This window comes from Lelliottia nimipressuralis, from assembly GCF_041464075.1.
GTDB classification, from domain to species: Bacteria; Pseudomonadota; Gammaproteobacteria; order Enterobacterales; family Enterobacteriaceae; genus Enterobacter; species Enterobacter nimipressuralis.
Genome location: NZ_CP167172.1, coordinates 3294170 through 3309374, shown reverse-complemented (window position 1 = coordinate 3309374; position 15205 = coordinate 3294170). Strand labels below are relative to the sequence as shown.

Here is a 15205-nt window from a genome sequence, read left to right as displayed (position 1 = left end):
TGCGCCACTCCAGGGTGAGCATCAGGAACGTGAGTACGCCACCCTTTTTGATCGATACGTGAAAGGAACAATAAGATGGATGATCAGTTAAGACAGAGTGCCCTCGATTTTCATCAATTCCCTGTACCGGGCAAAATCCAGGTTTCCCCCACTAAGCCACTCGCCACGCAGCGCGATCTGGCGCTGGCCTATTCACCCGGCGTTGCCGCGCCTTGCCTTGAGATCGAAAAAGATCCGTTAGCGGCCTACAAATACACCGCTCGCGGCAACCTGGTGGCGGTCATTTCCAACGGCACCGCGGTGCTCGGGCTTGGCAATATCGGGGCGCTGGCCGGTAAGCCGGTGATGGAAGGGAAGGGCGTACTGTTCAAGAAATTCGCCGGTATCGACGTGTTTGATATTGAAGTGGATGAGCTGGACCCGGACAAATTTATTAACGTTGTGGCCGCGCTGGAGCCAACCTTTGGCGGCATCAACCTTGAAGACATCAAAGCGCCGGAATGTTTCTACATTGAGCAGAAACTGCGTGAACGTATGAACATTCCCGTGTTCCACGATGACCAACACGGCACGGCGATCATTAGCACGGCGGCCATTCTGAACGGACTGCGCGTGGTCGAGAAAAACCTTTCCGATGTGCGCATGGTTGTTTCCGGCGCGGGTGCGGCAGCGATTGCCTGTATGAACCTGCTGGTGGCGCTGGGCATGCAGAAACACAATATCGTGGTCTGCGATTCGAAAGGCGTTATCTATAAAGATCGCGAGCCGAACATGGCAGAAACCAAAGCCGCCTACGCGGTGGTGGATGACGGCAAACGCACGCTGGACGATGTGATTGAAGGGGCGGATATCTTCCTCGGCTGCTCTGGCCCGAAAGTGCTGACCCCGGAAATGGTCACGAAAATGGCGCGTGCGCCTATGATTCTGGCGCTGGCAAACCCGGAGCCGGAAATTCTGCCGCCGCTGGCGAAATCCGTGCGTGAAGACGCCATTATTTGTACTGGCCGTTCCGACTATCCAAACCAGGTCAACAACGTGCTGTGCTTCCCGTTCATCTTCCGCGGTGCGCTGGACGTGGGTGCCACGGCGATTAACGAAGAGATGAAGCTCGCGGCTGTCCATGCGATTGCGGAGCTGGCCCATGCGGAGCAGAGCGAAGTGGTGGCCTCGGCGTATGGCGATCAGGATCTGAGCTTCGGCCCGGACTACATCATTCCGAAACCGTTCGACCCGCGTTTAATCGTCAAAATCGCCCCGGCCGTTGCCAAAGCAGCGATGGATTCCGGCGTGGCGACGCGCCCGATTGAGGACTTCGACGCTTATATCGATAAGCTGACCGAGTTTGTCTACAAAACGAACCTGTTCATGAAGCCGATCTTCTCGCAGGCGCGCGCCGACGCTAAACGCGTGGTGCTGGCCGAAGGCGAAGAGGCGCGTGTGCTGCATGCGACGCAGGAGCTGATCACCTTAGGGCTGGCGAAACCGATTCTGATTGGTCGTCCGAGCGTGATCGAAATGCGCATCCAGAAACTTGGTTTGCAGATCAAACCGGGTGTCGATTTTGAAATCGTGAACAACGAATCGGATCCGCGCTTCAAAGAGTACTGGAGCGAGTACTACAGCATTATGAAACGCCGGGGGATCACTCAGGAGCAGGCGCAGCGCGCGGTGATCAGCAACACCACGGTGATCGGTGCGATCATGGTTCATCGTGGCGAAGCTGACGCCCTGATCTGCGGGACGATTGGCGATTATCACGAGCACTTCAGCGTGGTGCAGGAGATCTTCGGCTATCGCGATGGCGTGCATACGGCGGGGGCGATGAATGCGCTGCTGCTGCCAAGCGGTAACACCTTTATTGCCGATACCTACGTCAACGACGATCCGACGCCGGAAGAGCTGGCGGAAATCACCGTGATGGCGGCGGAGACCGTTCGTCGTTTTGGTATCGAACCGAAAGTGGCGCTGCTGTCGCACTCTAACTTTGGTTCATCCAAATCCGCGGCGGCCTGCAAAATGCGCCAGACGCTGGAGCTGGTGCGTGAACGCGCGCCGGAGCTGATGATTGATGGTGAGATGCACGGTGATGCCGCGCTGGTTGAGAGTATCCGAAACGAGCGGATGCCGGACAGCCCGCTGAAAGGCTCGGCGAACGTGCTGATTATGCCGAACGTGGAAGCGGCGCGTATCAGCTATAACTTGCTGCGTGTTTCCAGTTCTGAAGGGGTAACCGTGGGGCCGGTACTGATGGGCGTCGCAAAACCGGTACATGTGTTGACGCAGATTGCGTCCGTGCGTCGTATCGTCAACATGGTTGCGCTGGCGGTGGTCGAAGCACAGACGCAGCCGCTGTAAGCGCGGCGTCGTCTGTGCTGTCGGGTGTTAAACCCACTCGCGGACTTTCAGAAACTCACTCAAGGCAGCCTCCGGGCTGCCTTCTTTTGGCTCGAAATTATATTCCCAGCGCACCAGCGGCGGCATCGACATCAGAATCGACTCCGTGCGCCCGCCGGTTTGTAGTCCAAACAGCGTGCCGCGATCCCACACCAGATTGAACTCCACGTAACGCCCGCGACGATAAAGCTGGAACTCACGCTCGCGCACGCCGTAATCCGTCCCTTTGCGCCGCTCGACAATCGGCAGGTAGGCGTCCGTATAGCCTTCGCCAACCGCCTGCATAAAGCTGAACGCTGTATCAAAATCGGGCGCATTCAAATCGTCAAAGAACAAGCCGCCAATCCCGCGCTGTTCGTTCCGGTGCTTGAGATAGAAATAGTCGTCGCACCACTTCTTGTACTTCGGATAAACCTCTTCGCCAAAGGGCTGACAAATATCACGCGCGGTGCGGTGCCAGTGAACGGCGTCCTCTTCAAAGCCGTAGTAGGGCGTTAAATCGAAGCCGCCGCCAAACCACCACACCGGATCGGCACCCGGTTTCTCGGCGATGAAAAAGCGCACGTTGGCGTGGCTGGTGGGCACAAACGGGCTGTGCGGATGAACGACCAATGAGACGCCCATGGCTTCAAAACTGCGTCCGGCCAGCTCCGGGCGATGCGCGGTGGCTGAGGCCGGCATGGCGTCACCGTGAACGTGAGAGAAGTTAACGCCTGCCTGCTCAAACACGCCGCCGTTACGCAGCACGCGGCTGCGCCCGCCGCCGCCAGCCTCGCGCTGCCAGTTGTCTTCCTGAAATTCGCCCCCGTCGACGGCGGCCAGTTTCTGGCAAATCTGATCCTGCAGTTGCAGCAGAAACGCTTTGACCTGCTGAGAGTTCGGTTTCATTTACGTCTCGTCGAATGCGCTTTTTGATTATCAAACCAGTTGAAGTAACTGATCACTCCGGAGGCGATGGCGTTGGCGATCTTCTGGCGAAACGCAGTGGTGCCGAGCAGACGCTCTTCTTCCGGGTTCGTGATGAACGATGTCTCGACCAGCACGGACGGAATTGACGGTGATTTCAGTACCACAAACGCCGCCTGTTCCGTGCCTTTACTGTGCAGGCGATGCACCGGTTTGATCTTCTTTAGAATATGCGACCCGAGCGTCAGGCTGTTTTTGATGGTGTCGGTTTGCACCAGATCGAACAGCACCTGCTGCAGGAGATGGTCTTTATCGGTGGTTTTTTTACCCGCCACTTCATCCGCGCGGTTCTCGCGATCGGATAAGTATTTCGCCATGGCGCTACTCGCACCGCGGTTGGAGAGGGCAAACACCGACGCACCCGCGGCGCTCGGGTTGGTAAATCCATCGGCGTGAATCGACATAAACAGATCCGCGCCGTGCTGGTGGGCGATCTCAACGCGGTCATACAGCGGGATAAAGGTATCGCCGCTGCGCGTCAGACGCGCGTCAATGCCGTTACTGCGCAGAATCGAGCGCACGTTTTTGGCGATCGCTAGCACCACATGTTTCTCTTTCGAGCCGTTGCGACCAATTGCGCCGGTGTCGATTCCGCCGTGTCCCGGATCGAGCATCACCACCCGTTTTGCCCCGGCTTTTTTTACCTTGGGCTTACTGTGTCCATTGCTGGTTTTCAGGGTGCTATCGTCTTTAGCCTGTGCCTGTGCGATGCCTGTTAACGTCAAGGCCGCCAGCCCCGCTTTGAGAACCTGACGACGCGATGTGAGTGTTTTTAAAGGTTTGAATGTGCTCATGCGGCCTGAATTGTAAAAAATTGGGGGTCCTGGTGTTATATCGTATCGCGTTTAGCGTGACGACAGTCCTTGTTGAGAATTGTTTTACTTTTCATTTCAATACGTGACAGAGTGACATTATGCCAAATTTTCGCACATTTTTCGCCGCTTATTGGCTATTGGCGGCGTTCGCGCCATAATCACTGTTTTTAAACCCAAAAAGGCGGTTAATACCATGGAGATACGCGTTTTTCGCCAGGAAGATTTCGAAGAGGTGATTACCCTTTGGGAACGCTGCGATCTGTTGCGTCCGTGGAACGATCCGGAAATGGATATCGAGCGTAAGGTCAATCACGACGTCAGCCTGTTCCTGGTCGCCGAAGTCAACGGTGAAGTGGTGGGGACGGTGATGGGCGGCTACGACGGCCACCGCGGCTCGGCCTATTATCTCGGCGTCCACCCGGAATACCGGGGGCGCGGCATCGCCAACGCGCTGCTCAACCGCCTGGAAAAGAAACTGATTGCCCGCGGCTGCCCTAAGATTCAGATCATGGTGCGCGAAGACAATGATGTGGTGTTGGGGATGTACGAGCGTCTTGGCTATGAGCACGCTGATGTCCTGAATTTAGGGAAGCGCCTGATCGAAGATGAAGAATACTGAGTTTCACCCGGCGCACTATGACAGTCAGGGCCGCGTCAAATTGCCCTTTCTATTCTGGTGTGTGCTGCTGCTTCAGGCGCGAACCTGGGTTTTGTTTGTGGTGGCGGGGGCGTCCCGCGATCAGGGAAGTACGCTGCTGAATCTGTTTTATCCCGATCGCGATAACTTCTGGCTCGGGCTGTTGCCCGGCGTCCCGGCGGTACTGGCCTTTTTACTCAGCGGACGGCGACAGCTTTTTCCGCGCATCTGGTACAGCCTGCGCTGGCTGTTGATTCTCGCCCAGGTGGTGCTGCTGTGCTGGCAGCCGTTGCTGTGGTTTTACGGCGAGCCTCTCGGCGGAATCGGTATTGCGCTGGTCGTGGCGGATATTGTCGCGCTGCTGTGGCTGCTGACGCACCCGCGTCTGCGCGCCAGTTTCACGATAGAAAAAGATTAAAGGCACTTTTTATCGATGCTGGACTCCAACAAGCGTTGAATTAACAAGAAAGGACGTTTCAATGAAATCGCTGCGTTTAGTTTTATGCGCTTTGCCGCTGGTGTTAACCGGATGTTCAACGCTCTCGTCAATCTCCTCCATTAACTGGTCGGCGGCCTATCCGTGGAACTGGTTTGGCTCCTCATTCGAAGTGACTGAGAAGGGCGTCGGAAATATTAACGCGACAACGCCGCTGAATCAGGAAGCGATTGAATCCGCCTTAAGCAGTGATTACCGCCTGCGTAGCGGCATGAAAACGGAGAATGGTGCCATTGTGCACTACTTCGAAGCGCTGAAAGACGACAAGCTGGCGCTGATTATCAATGGCGATAAAGGCACCGTAAATCGCGTTGAAGTGTTGGACAGCGATGTGGAGACTGACAGCGGCGTGAAAGTCGGTACGCCATTTAGCGAGCTGTATCAGAAAGCATTCGGCAACTGTGAAAGCGCGGTTGCGGATGAGAAAGTTGCAGTGGAGTGTAAAGCCAAAGACAGCCAGCATATTCGCTATCTCTTCACCGGCGAGTGGAGCGGCCCGGAAGGGTTGATGCCTGCGGATGACACTCTCAAAAACTGGACCGTGAGCAAAATTATCTGGCAGCAGTAATTTGCGCCTGAACAAACCGCCTCGCTGAAATCCAGGTATAATAGCCGCCATCAATGCCACGAACGCGTGGCATCTTTTTTTTCAGGAGGAGCGATGTCTCAGGTTCAGAGTGGCATTTTGCCAGAACATTGCCGCGCGGCGATTTGGATTGAAGCCAATGTTAACGGGGATGTGGATGCCCTGCGTGCGGCCAGCAAAGTGTTTGTCGATAAACTGGCCACCTTCCAGGCCAAATTCCCGGATGCGCACCTCGGCGCGGTGGTCGCCTTTGGCAATAACGTCTGGCGTCAGCTGAGCGGCGGCGAAGGCGCTGAAGAGCTGAAAGACTTTATCCCTTACGGGAAAGGTCTGGCACCGGCCACCCAGTACGACGTGCTAATCCATATTTTGTCTCTGCGTCATGACGTCAATTTCTCCGTGGCTCAGGCGGCGGTGGAAGCCTTTGGCGACAGCATCAAGGTGCAGGAAGAGATTCATGGTTTCCGCTGGGTAGAAGAGCGCGATTTGAGCGGTTTCGTTGATGGTACCGAAAACCCGGCGGGCGAAGAGACGCGTCGCGATGTGGCGGTAATCAAAGACGGCGTGGACGCAGGCGGCAGCTACGTGTTTGTGCAGCGCTGGGAGCATAACCTCAAGCAGCTTAACCGCATGAGTGTGCACGACCAGGAGATGATGATTGGCCGTACCAAAGAGGCCAACGACGAGATCGACGGCGATGCCCGTCCGGTAACGTCTCACCTGACCCGTGTCGATCTGAAAGAAGACGGTAAAGGGCTGAAGATTGTGCGCCAGAGCCTGCCGTACGGAACGGCGAGCGGCACTCACGGCCTGTACTTCTGCGCCTACTGCGCGCGTCTGTACAACATCGAGCAGCAGCTTCTGAGCATGTTTGGGGACACCGATGGCAAGCGCGACGCGATGCTGCGCTTCACCAAACCGGTGACCGGCGGCTACTACTTCGCGCCATCCGTTGAGCGTCTGCTGGCTCTGTAATACTGTAGGCCGGGTAAGCGCATGCGCCACCCGGCACTCACCCCCGCCCCTTATTCCCTTTTCTGCTGGTAAATCACCAAACGGTATATAAAACCGTTACTCCTTTCGTACTCGTTATAAATATTATGGCTATAAGAAAGAGCCATCCCATCAGACTATTTTAGTTGTCAGTTTGGGCCCGGGCAGCGCTCAGAATCCTCACGCACACCGTGTATGCTCCGGTTCTTCCGCGCTGTCCATGCCCAACTGACTGCAACAATCACGCCTGATGGGATAGCTCTACGTCATCACATTTAGAAGGGTGCGCAATGGCCGTTACTGTACTGAAAAAAGGATATCTGGCGCTGGCAGCTTCGCTGTTGCTGGTCGCGCAGGCGCAGGCGCAGGCGACTGAGCTGCTTAACAGTTCCTATGATGTCTCCCGCGAACTGTTTGCCGCCCTGAATCCGCCGTTTGAACAACAGTGGGCGAAAGAAAACAACGGCGACAAGCTGACCATCAAGCAATCACACGCCGGCTCTTCCAAGCAGGCGCTGGCGATTTTGCAGGGTCTGAAAGCCGATGTGGTGACCTACAACCAGATTACTGACGTGCAGATTCTGCATGACAAAGGCAACCTGATCCCGGCGGACTGGCAGAGCCGTCTGCCGAATAACAGCTCGCCGTTCTACTCGACCATGGCGTTCCTGGTGCGTAAGGGCAACCCGAAAAACATCCATGACTGGAACGATCTGGTGCGTTCAGACGTGAAGCTGATCTTCCCGAATCCAAAAACCTCCGGTAACGCGCGCTATACCTATCTGGCGGCCTGGGGTGCAGCCGACAAAGCGGACGGCGGCGATAAAGCCAAAACTGAGCAGTTTATGACTCAGTTCCTGAGAAACGTGGAAGTGTTCGATACCGGCGGTCGCGGTGCGACCACCACCTTCGTGGAACGCGGGCTGGGCGATGTGTTGATAAGCTTCGAATCGGAAGTGAATAACATCCGTAAACAGTACGAAGCGCAGGGCTTTGAAGTGGTGGTGCCGAAGGTCAATATCTTTGCTGAATTCCCGGTCGCGTGGGTGGACAAGAATGTCAAAGCCAACGGTACGGAGAAAGCGGCGAAGGCGTACCTGAACTATCTCTACAGCCCGCAGGCGCAAACCATCATCACCGACTATTACTATCGCGTGGCGAACCCGGATGTGATGAACAAGCTGAAAGATAAGTTCCCGCAGACCGATCTGTTCCGCGTGGAAGACCAGTTTGGCTCCTGGCCTGAGGTGATGAAAACCCACTTCACCACCGGTGGTGAGCTGGACAAACTGTTGGCGGCGGGGCGTAAGTGATGTTTGCAGTCTCCTCCAGACGTGTGCTGCCCGGCTTTACCTTAAGCCTCGGGACCAGCCTGCTGTTCGTCTGTCTGATTTTGCTGTTGCCGTTAAGTGCGCTGGTGATGCAGCTCTCTGAGATGAGCTGGGCCCAGTACTGGGAAGTGATCACTAACCCGCAGGTTGTAGCGGCGTATAAAGTCACGCTGCTGTCGGCGTTTGTGGCATCGATTTTCAACGGCGTATTCGGCCTGCTGATGGCGTGGATCTTAACCCGCTATCGTTTTCCTGGCCGCACGCTGCTGGACGCGCTGATGGATTTACCCTTCGCACTGCCGACGGCGGTAGCGGGTTTGACCCTCGCGTCGCTGTTTTCGGTGAACGGTTTTTACGGTCAGTGGCTGGCGCAGTTTGACATCAAAGTGACCTATACCTGGCTTGGGATCGCGGTGGCGATGGCCTTTACCAGTATTCCCTTCGTGGTGCGTACCGTGCAGCCGGTACTGGAAGAGCTTGGCCCGGAATATGAAGAGGCCGCGGAAACCCTCGGCGCGACGCGTATTCAGAGCTTCTGCAAAGTGGTGTTACCGGAGCTTTCTCCGGCGCTGCTGGCAGGCGTAGCGCTTTCGTTCACCCGCAGTCTCGGCGAATTTGGCGCAGTGATTTTCATCGCGGGCAACATCGCGTGGAAAACCGAAGTGACCTCGCTGATGATTTTTGTTCGTTTGCAGGAGTTTGACTATCCGGCGGCGAGCGCGATTGCCTCGGTGATCTTGGCCGCATCGCTGCTGCTGTTGTTCTCGATTAACACTCTGCAAAGTCGCTTTGGTCGGCGTGTGGTAGGTCACTGATGGCGGAAGTTACTCAATTGAAGCGCTACGACGCTCCCCGCATTAACTGGGGAAAATGGTTTCTGATTGGCACCGGCGTGCTGGTGTCGGCTTTTATTCTCGTTGTGCCGATGGTTTACATCTTCGTGCAGGCGTTCAGTAAAGGGATCATGCCCGCACTGCAGAACCTGGCCGACCCGGACATGCTGCACGCGATCTGGCTGACGGTGATGATCGCCCTGATTACCGTGCCGGTGAATCTGGTGTTCGGGATTTTGCTGGCGTGGCTGGTGACGCGGTTTAACTTCCCTGGCCGCCAGCTCCTGCTGACGCTGCTGGATATTCCCTTTGCCGTATCGCCGGTGGTTGCCGGTCTTATCTATCTCCTGTTCTACGGCTCTAACGGTCCGTTGGGCGGCTGGCTGGACGAACACAACCTGCAAATCATGTTCGCCTGGCCGGGCATGGTGCTGGTGACGATTTTTGTGACCTGTCCGTTTGTGGTGCGTGAGCTGGTGCCGGTGATGTTGAGCCAGGGCAGCCACGAAGATGAAGCGGCGATCCTGCTGGGCGCGTCCGGCTGGCAGATGTTCAAGCGCGTGACGCTGCCGAACATCCGCTGGGCGTTGCTGTACGGCGTGGTGCTGACCAACGCGCGTGCGATTGGTGAGTTTGGCGCAGTGTCGGTGGTTTCCGGCTCGATTCGCGGTGAAACCCTGTCGCTGCCGCTACAGATTGAATTGCTGGAGCAGGACTATAACACCGTCGGTTCCTTTACCGCCGCAGCCCTGCTTACGCTGATGGCTATTTTGACCTTGTTTTTAAAGAGTGTGGTGCAGTGGCGTTTAGAGAATCAAGAGAAACGCCTGCAGCAGGAGGGAAATCATGAGCATTGAGATTGCCAATATTAAGAAGTCTTTCGGCCGCACCCAGGTGCTGAACGATATCTCGCTGGATATCCCTTCCGGACAGATGGTGGCGCTGCTTGGGCCGTCCGGCTCCGGTAAAACCACGCTGCTGCGTATTATTGCCGGTCTTGAGCATCAGACCAGTGGCCATATTCGCTTCCACGGAACCGATGTCAGCCGCCTGCATGCTCGCGATCGTAAAGTCGGTTTTGTGTTCCAGCATTACGCCCTGTTCCGCCATATGACGGTGTTCGATAACATCGCCTTTGGCCTGACTGTGCTGCCGCGTCGCGAGCGTCCGAATGCCGCGACGATCAAAGCGAAAGTGACCAAACTGCTGGAGATGGTGCAGCTGGCCCATCTCGCCGACCGTTATCCGGCGCAGCTTTCCGGTGGGCAGAAACAGCGCGTGGCGCTGGCTCGTGCTCTGGCGGTTGAGCCGCAGATCCTGCTGCTCGACGAACCTTTTGGCGCGCTGGACGCGCAGGTGCGTAAAGAGCTGCGTCGCTGGCTGCGTCAGCTTCACGAGGAGCTGAAATTTACCAGCGTCTTTGTGACGCACGACCAGGAAGAGGCGATGGAAGTGGCCGATCGCGTGGTGGTGATGAGCCAGGGGAATATCGAACAAGTTGATGAGCCGGAACAGCTGTGGCGTGAGCCTGCGACCCGTTTCGTTCTGGAGTTTATGGGCGAAGTGAACCGCATGCAGGGCACCATTCGCGGTGGGCAGTTCCACGTCGGCGCCCACCGCTGGCCGCTGGGGTACACGCCTGCCCATCAGGGACCGGTCGATCTGTTCTTGCGCCCGTGGGAAGTGGACGTCAGTCGCCGCACCAGCCTCGATTCTCCATTGCCGGTGCAGGTACTGGAGGCTAGCCCTAAAGGGCATTACACCCAATTAGTGGTACAACCCCTGGGTTGGTATACCGAGCCGTTGACGGTGGTAATGCGTGATGAAGAGGCGCCATCGCGGGGCGATCGCCTGTTTGTCGGCTTGCAGCATGCGCGTATCTATCACGGCAACGAGCGTATCGAGTCGCGCGAGGATCTTGCTCTGGCGGAGTCAGCCTGATAGGTTAAAGTGACGTGGTATTTGCCGGGTGGCGCTGCGCTTACCCGGCCTACAAAACGATCCCTGTAGGCCCGGTAAGCGAAAGCGCCACCGGGCTTTTTATTGGACAGAATTCGTGAACACATTAGAACAAACCATCGGCAACACCCCTCTGGTCAAGCTGCAACGCATGAATCCCGATAATGGCAGCGAAATCTGGGTCAAACTGGAGGGGAATAATCCTGCCGGTTCCGTTAAAGATCGCGCGGCATTGTCGATGATTGTTGAGGCGGAAAAGCGCGGGGAGATTAAGCCCGGTGACGTGCTGATTGAAGCGACCAGCGGTAACACCGGCATTGCGCTGGCGATGATTGCGGCGCTGAAAGGCTATCACATGAAATTGCTGATGCCGGACAACATGAGCCAGGAGCGGCGTGCCGCAATGCGCGCGTATGGTGCTGAGCTGATCCTCGTCACCAAAGAGCAGGGGATGGAAGGGGCACGCGATCTGGCCCTCGACATGGCCCAGCGCGGCGAAGGCACATTGCTGGACCAGTTTAATAATCCCGATAACCCTTACGCGCACTACACCACTACCGGGCCGGAAATCTGGCGCCAGACCGAAGGGCGCATCAGCCACTTCGTCTCCAGTATGGGCACCACGGGCACCATTACCGGCGTCTCCCGTTTTCTGCGCGAGCAGGAAAAACCGGTCACCATTGTGGGCCTGCAGCCGGAAGAGGGGAGCAGCATTCCGGGGATCCGCCGCTGGCCAGCGGAGTACATGCCGGGGATTTTTAATGCCCAGCTTGTGGACCAGGTGCTGGATATTCATCAGCGTGAAGCGGAAAATACCATGCGTGAACTGGCGGTGCGGGAAGGTATCTTCTGTGGCGTCAGTTCGGGTGGCGCGGTAGCTGGAGCATTGCGCGTGGCGCAGGCCTGTCCGGGTGCGGTTGTGGTAGCGATTATTTGCGACCGTGGCGACCGTTATCTGTCTACTGGCGTCTTTGGTGAAGAGAGTTATTCGCAGGGGGCGGGGATTTAAGCGTCATGGAGATGATTTTATTTCGGGATAAAACCCGTGCGCAGCAGACGGATATCGTCGCGGTGCAGTCGCAGGTGGTATATGGCAGCGTGGGCAATAGTATTGCGGTGCCTAATATCAGGCAACATCAGCTGACCGTGACAGCCGTCCCGACGGTGCTGTTCAGCAATACCCCGCATTACGACACCTTTTACGGCGGCGTGATCCCCGACGACTGGTTCAGCGGCTATCTGAAAGCTCTTGAAGAGCGCGATGTGTTGCGCGAGCTGAAAGCGGTGACCACGGGCTATATGGGCAGTGCCAGCCAGATTGCCATCCTGGCTGAGTGGCTGGTGGCCATTAAAGATAAACACCCTGATTTGCTCGTGCTGGTCGATCCGGTCATTGGTGATATCGACAGTGGGATTTACGTGAAACCCGAAATTCCGCAAGCCTATCGCGAGCATTTGCTGCCGCTGGCGCAGGGTATTACGCCGAATGTTTTTGAGCTTGAAGTGTTGAGCGGTCAGCCATGCCGAACGCCGGAGAGCGCAATTACTGCCGCACAAAGTATGCTATCTGACTCACTGAAGTGGGTGGCGATTACCAGTGCGCCGGTGGAATCTGATCCTGAAAATATTCACGTGGTGCTGGTGACGAAGGACGGTGTGACGGTGACGAATCATCCGCGCGTCGCAACCGACCTGAAAGGGACCGGGGATCTGTTCTGCTCTGAGCTGGTAAGCGGCATTGTGCAGGGCAGGGACGTCGCTGAAGCGATACGCCGTGCAGGCGACCGTGTGACGGAGGTGATGAAGTACACCCAGGAAAAAGGCTTTGATGAGCTAATCCTCCCCGCATAAACAAAAATGGCGCCCGAAGGCGCCATTTTTCTGTGCGGCAAGAATTACTTCTTGATGCGGATGACCGGAGTTTCACCCACGGTAACGCTGCCAGACAGTTTGATCAGTTCTTTGATTTCGTCCATGTTGGAGATAACAACCGGAGTCAGGGTAGACTTGGCTTTCTCTTCCAGCAGTGCCAGGTCGAATTCGATGACCGGATCGCCTACTTTCACACGCTGGCCTTCTTCAGCGATACGCTTGAAGCCTTCGCCTTTCAGCTCAACGGTGTCGATACCGAAGTGTACGAACAGTTCGATACCGCTATCAGATTCGATAGAGAACGCATGGTTGGTTTCAAAAATTTTACCGATGGTGCCGTCAACTGGCGCAACCATTTTGTTACCAGTTGGTTTGATAGCAATACCATCACCAACGATTTTTTCGGCAAAAACTACATCCGGCACGTCTTCGATATTGACGATTTCGCCAGACAACGGAGCAATAATCTCAATAGTTCCGGTGTCTTTCTTATCATCAGAAACCAGAGATTTCAGTTTATCGAACAAACCCATGATCTTCTCCTAAGCAGTAATTTGGGCCGCATCTCGTGGATTAGCAGATTGTTTTTTCTTCAATGAACTTGTTAACCAGCGTCATTAACTCGTCCGTTGTCGGTTGAGCAAGAGCCTGCTCTGCTAACACCTTCGCATCTTCGAAGTTCGTGTTACGGATAATCTTCTTAATGCGCGGGATGGAAATGGCGCTCATAGAGAATTCGTCCAGACCCATACCCAGCAACAGAAGTGTAGCACGTTCGTCGCCTGCAAGCTCACCACACATGCCAGTCCATTTACCTTCAGCATGAGAAGCATCAATAACTTGCTTGATTAGCGTGAGTACGGACGGTGACATTGGCTGGTAGAGATGTGAAATCATATCATTACCACGGTCAACTGCCAGGGTGTACTGCGTTAAATCATTGGTGCCGATACTAAAGAAGTCGACTTCTTTGGCCAAATGACGAGCAATCGTTGCTGCTGCTGGTGTTTCCACCATCACGCCCACTTCGATGGTTTCGTCAAAGGCTTTACCTTCGTCGCGCAGTTCCTGTTTGTAGATTTCGATCTCTTTCTTCAGTGCACGCACTTCTTCAACAGAGATGATCATTGGGAACATGATGCGCAGTTTACCGAAAGCGGAAGCACGCAGAATCGCACGAACCTGATCGCGAAGGATCTCTTTACGGTCCATGGCGATACGCACTGCACGCCAGCCCAGGAATGGGTTTTCTTCTTTCGGGAAGTTCATGTACGGCAGCTCTTTGTCGCCACCGATGTCCATGGTACGCACGATAACAGCCTGAGAGCCGCATGCTTCGGCAACCGCTTTGTATGCCGCAAACTGCTCTTCTTCAGTAGGCAATGCGTCACGGTCCATGAACAGGAATTCTGTACGGTACAGACCAACACCTTCCGCGCCGTTGCGCTCAGCACCATCAACGTCACGTACGGTACCGATGTTCGCGCACACTTCAACCTGATGTCCGTCCAGCGTGATGGCTGGCAGATCTTTCAGTTTAGCCAGTTCCGCTTTCTCAGTAGCAACTTGCTCCTGAACGGCACGCAGCTTTTCGATCTCTTCGTTGGTTGGGTTGACGTAAACCAGATTGTTTACGGCATCCAGAATCAGATAGTCGTCGTTTTTCACCTGAGAGGTGACGCTACCGGTACCCACGATGGCAGGCAGTTCCAGAGAACGCGCCATGATAGAGGTGTGGGAGGTACGGCCACCGGCGTCGGTGATGAAACCCAGCACCTTGTTCAGGTTCAGCTGTGCGGTTTCAGACGGCGTCAAATCAGCGGCAACCAGGATAACTTCGTCCTGAATGGCGCTAAGGTCGATGATCGCCAGACCCAGGATGTTGCGCAGCAGGCGCTTACCGATGTCACGTACGTCAGCCGCACGTTCTTTCAGGTATTCATCATCCAGTTCTTCGAGGGCAGTCGCCTGACCTTCGATAATTTCATGTGCAGCCGCGTCGGCCGTCATGCCCTTATCTTTAATCAGGGCTATGATTTCCTGCTCCAGCTCCTCATCTTCGAGCAGCATGATATGCCCTTCGAAGATGGCTTCTTTTTCTTCACCGAAAGTTTCGCCAGCTTTAGTTTTGATCGCTTCCAGTTGCGCTGATGCCTTGGCACGACCGCTCAGAAAACGCTCAACTTCCTGATCAACCTTGTCGGCAGAAATTTTTTTCCGGTCGATGACGATCTCGTCTTCTTTCAGCAGAAGTGCTTTGCCGAAAGCGATACCCGGGGATGCTAAAATGCCTGAAATCATAACCCTACCTTACTTGTGACTG

At 55.5% G+C, this 15205-nt stretch carries 15 protein-coding genes; 11 read left to right on the top strand and 4 right to left on the bottom strand.

The genetic code is table 11. The features are described from left to right. Positions 1 to 75: 75 nt before the first annotated feature. Positions 76 to 2355 carry an NADP-dependent oxaloacetate-decarboxylating malate dehydrogenase gene (maeB, locus tag ACB496_RS15890; protein WP_102104951.1) on the top strand — a complete coding sequence of 760 codons (2280 nt, stop codon included), beginning with the start codon at positions 76 to 78 and terminating at the stop codon, positions 2353 to 2355. A gap of 27 nt (positions 2356 to 2382) precedes the next feature. Here maeB and hemF read toward each other — a convergent pair whose 3' ends face one another. Next, positions 2383 to 3282, bottom strand: coding sequence for an oxygen-dependent coproporphyrinogen oxidase (gene hemF / locus ACB496_RS15885; RefSeq protein WP_100779365.1), 900 nt, complete (start codon positions 3280 to 3282; stop codon positions 2383 to 2385). Next, on the bottom strand, positions 3279 to 4154 hold the full coding sequence (gene amiA / locus ACB496_RS15880; RefSeq protein ID WP_102104949.1) for an N-acetylmuramoyl-L-alanine amidase AmiA: 876 nt from the start codon (positions 4152 to 4154) through the stop codon (positions 3279 to 3281). Before amiA ends, hemF begins: the two co-directional genes overlap by 4 nt. A 214-nt stretch (positions 4155 to 4368) precedes the next feature. Here amiA and ACB496_RS15875 point away from each other — a divergent pair, with 214 nt between their 5' ends. From ACB496_RS15875 to pdxK, 10 genes are all read left to right on the top strand, one after another. Continuing rightward, complete coding sequence (locus ACB496_RS15875; RefSeq protein WP_047624910.1) at positions 4369 to 4794, top strand: GNAT family acetyltransferase; 426 nt, start codon at positions 4369 to 4371, stop codon at positions 4792 to 4794. After that, positions 4781 to 5230 (top strand): DUF2919 domain-containing protein, encoded by a 450-nt coding sequence (locus ACB496_RS15870; RefSeq protein WP_102104948.1) that lies wholly within the window; start codon positions 4781 to 4783, stop codon positions 5228 to 5230. The genes ACB496_RS15875 and ACB496_RS15870 overlap by 14 nt, the downstream gene beginning before the upstream one ends. A 61-nt stretch (positions 5231 to 5291) precedes the next feature. Continuing rightward, positions 5292 to 5876, top strand: a complete 585-nt coding sequence (locus ACB496_RS15865; protein WP_312070285.1) for an RpoE-regulated lipoprotein — start codon at positions 5292 to 5294, stop codon at positions 5874 to 5876. 93 nt (positions 5877 to 5969) lie between these two features. Then, positions 5970 to 6869 (top strand): Dyp-type peroxidase, encoded by a 900-nt coding sequence (locus ACB496_RS15860; RefSeq protein WP_107703154.1) that lies wholly within the window; start codon positions 5970 to 5972, stop codon positions 6867 to 6869. Positions 6870 to 7177: 308 nt separating this feature from the next. Then, on the top strand, positions 7178 to 8200 hold the full coding sequence (locus ACB496_RS15855) for a sulfate ABC transporter substrate-binding protein (RefSeq protein ID WP_319417982.1): 1023 nt from the start codon (positions 7178 to 7180) through the stop codon (positions 8198 to 8200). Continuing rightward, entirely contained in the window at positions 8200 to 9033 is an 834-nt protein-coding gene (gene cysT, locus ACB496_RS15850; RefSeq protein ID WP_100779371.1) for a sulfate/thiosulfate ABC transporter permease CysT, read from the top strand. The genes ACB496_RS15855 and cysT overlap by 1 nt, the downstream gene beginning before the upstream one ends. Next, on the top strand, positions 9033 to 9908 hold the full coding sequence (gene cysW / locus ACB496_RS15845; RefSeq protein ID WP_100779372.1) for a sulfate/thiosulfate ABC transporter permease CysW: 876 nt from the start codon (positions 9033 to 9035) through the stop codon (positions 9906 to 9908). Before cysT ends, cysW begins: the two co-directional genes overlap by 1 nt. Beyond that, positions 9898 to 10992, top strand: coding sequence for a sulfate/thiosulfate ABC transporter ATP-binding protein CysA (cysA, locus tag ACB496_RS15840; RefSeq protein WP_100779373.1), 1095 nt, complete (start codon positions 9898 to 9900; stop codon positions 10990 to 10992). Before cysW ends, cysA begins: the two co-directional genes overlap by 11 nt. A 115-nt stretch (positions 10993 to 11107) precedes the next feature. Beyond that, on the top strand, positions 11108 to 12019 hold the full coding sequence (gene cysM, locus ACB496_RS15835) for a cysteine synthase CysM (RefSeq protein WP_123427136.1): 912 nt from the start codon (positions 11108 to 11110) through the stop codon (positions 12017 to 12019). 5 nt (positions 12020 to 12024) lie between these two features. After that, entirely contained in the window at positions 12025 to 12861 is an 837-nt protein-coding gene (pdxK, locus tag ACB496_RS15830; protein ID WP_371973050.1) for a pyridoxine/pyridoxal/pyridoxamine kinase, read from the top strand. 44 nt (positions 12862 to 12905) lie between these two features. Here pdxK and crr read toward each other — a convergent pair whose 3' ends face one another. Both crr and ptsI read right to left on the bottom strand, forming a co-directional pair. Beyond that, complete coding sequence (gene crr / locus ACB496_RS15825) at positions 12906 to 13415, bottom strand: PTS glucose transporter subunit IIA (RefSeq protein ID WP_049841435.1); 510 nt, start codon at positions 13413 to 13415, stop codon at positions 12906 to 12908. Positions 13416 to 13455: 40 nt separating this feature from the next. Then, positions 13456 to 15183, bottom strand: a complete 1728-nt coding sequence (ptsI, locus tag ACB496_RS15820) for a phosphoenolpyruvate-protein phosphotransferase PtsI (RefSeq protein WP_100779376.1) — start codon at positions 15181 to 15183, stop codon at positions 13456 to 13458. Positions 15184 to 15205 lie beyond the last annotated feature (22 nt).

What these genes read in the sequence shown, in the direction of transcription:
- ptsI (WP_100779376.1), bottom strand. Translation starts at nt 15,183, where the DNA reads ATGATTTCAGGCATTTTAGCATCCCCGGGTATCGCTTTCGGCAAAGCA.
- ACB496_RS15875 (WP_047624910.1), top strand. Translation starts at nt 4,369, where the DNA reads ATGGAGATACGCGTTTTTCGCCAGGAAGATTTCGAAGAGGTGATTACC.
- pdxK (WP_371973050.1), top strand. Translation starts at nt 12,025, where the DNA reads ATGGAGATGATTTTATTTCGGGATAAAACCCGTGCGCAGCAGACGGAT.
- amiA (WP_102104949.1), bottom strand. Translation starts at nt 4,154, where the DNA reads ATGAGCACATTCAAACCTTTAAAAACACTCACATCGCGTCGTCAGGTT.
- ACB496_RS15860 (WP_107703154.1), top strand. Translation starts at nt 5,970, where the DNA reads ATGTCTCAGGTTCAGAGTGGCATTTTGCCAGAACATTGCCGCGCGGCG.
- cysA (WP_100779373.1), top strand. Translation starts at nt 9,898, where the DNA reads ATGAGCATTGAGATTGCCAATATTAAGAAGTCTTTCGGCCGCACCCAG.
- cysT (WP_100779371.1), top strand. Translation starts at nt 8,200, where the DNA reads ATGTTTGCAGTCTCCTCCAGACGTGTGCTGCCCGGCTTTACCTTAAGC.
- cysW (WP_100779372.1), top strand. Translation starts at nt 9,033, where the DNA reads ATGGCGGAAGTTACTCAATTGAAGCGCTACGACGCTCCCCGCATTAAC.
- ACB496_RS15865 (WP_312070285.1), top strand. Translation starts at nt 5,292, where the DNA reads ATGAAATCGCTGCGTTTAGTTTTATGCGCTTTGCCGCTGGTGTTAACC.
- ACB496_RS15855 (WP_319417982.1), top strand. Translation starts at nt 7,178, where the DNA reads ATGGCCGTTACTGTACTGAAAAAAGGATATCTGGCGCTGGCAGCTTCG.
- crr (WP_049841435.1), bottom strand. Translation starts at nt 13,415, where the DNA reads ATGGGTTTGTTCGATAAACTGAAATCTCTGGTTTCTGATGATAAGAAA.
- maeB (WP_102104951.1), top strand. Translation starts at nt 76, where the DNA reads ATGGATGATCAGTTAAGACAGAGTGCCCTCGATTTTCATCAATTCCCT.
- ACB496_RS15870 (WP_102104948.1), top strand. Translation starts at nt 4,781, where the DNA reads ATGAAGAATACTGAGTTTCACCCGGCGCACTATGACAGTCAGGGCCGC.
- hemF (WP_100779365.1), bottom strand. Translation starts at nt 3,282, where the DNA reads ATGAAACCGAACTCTCAGCAGGTCAAAGCGTTTCTGCTGCAACTGCAG.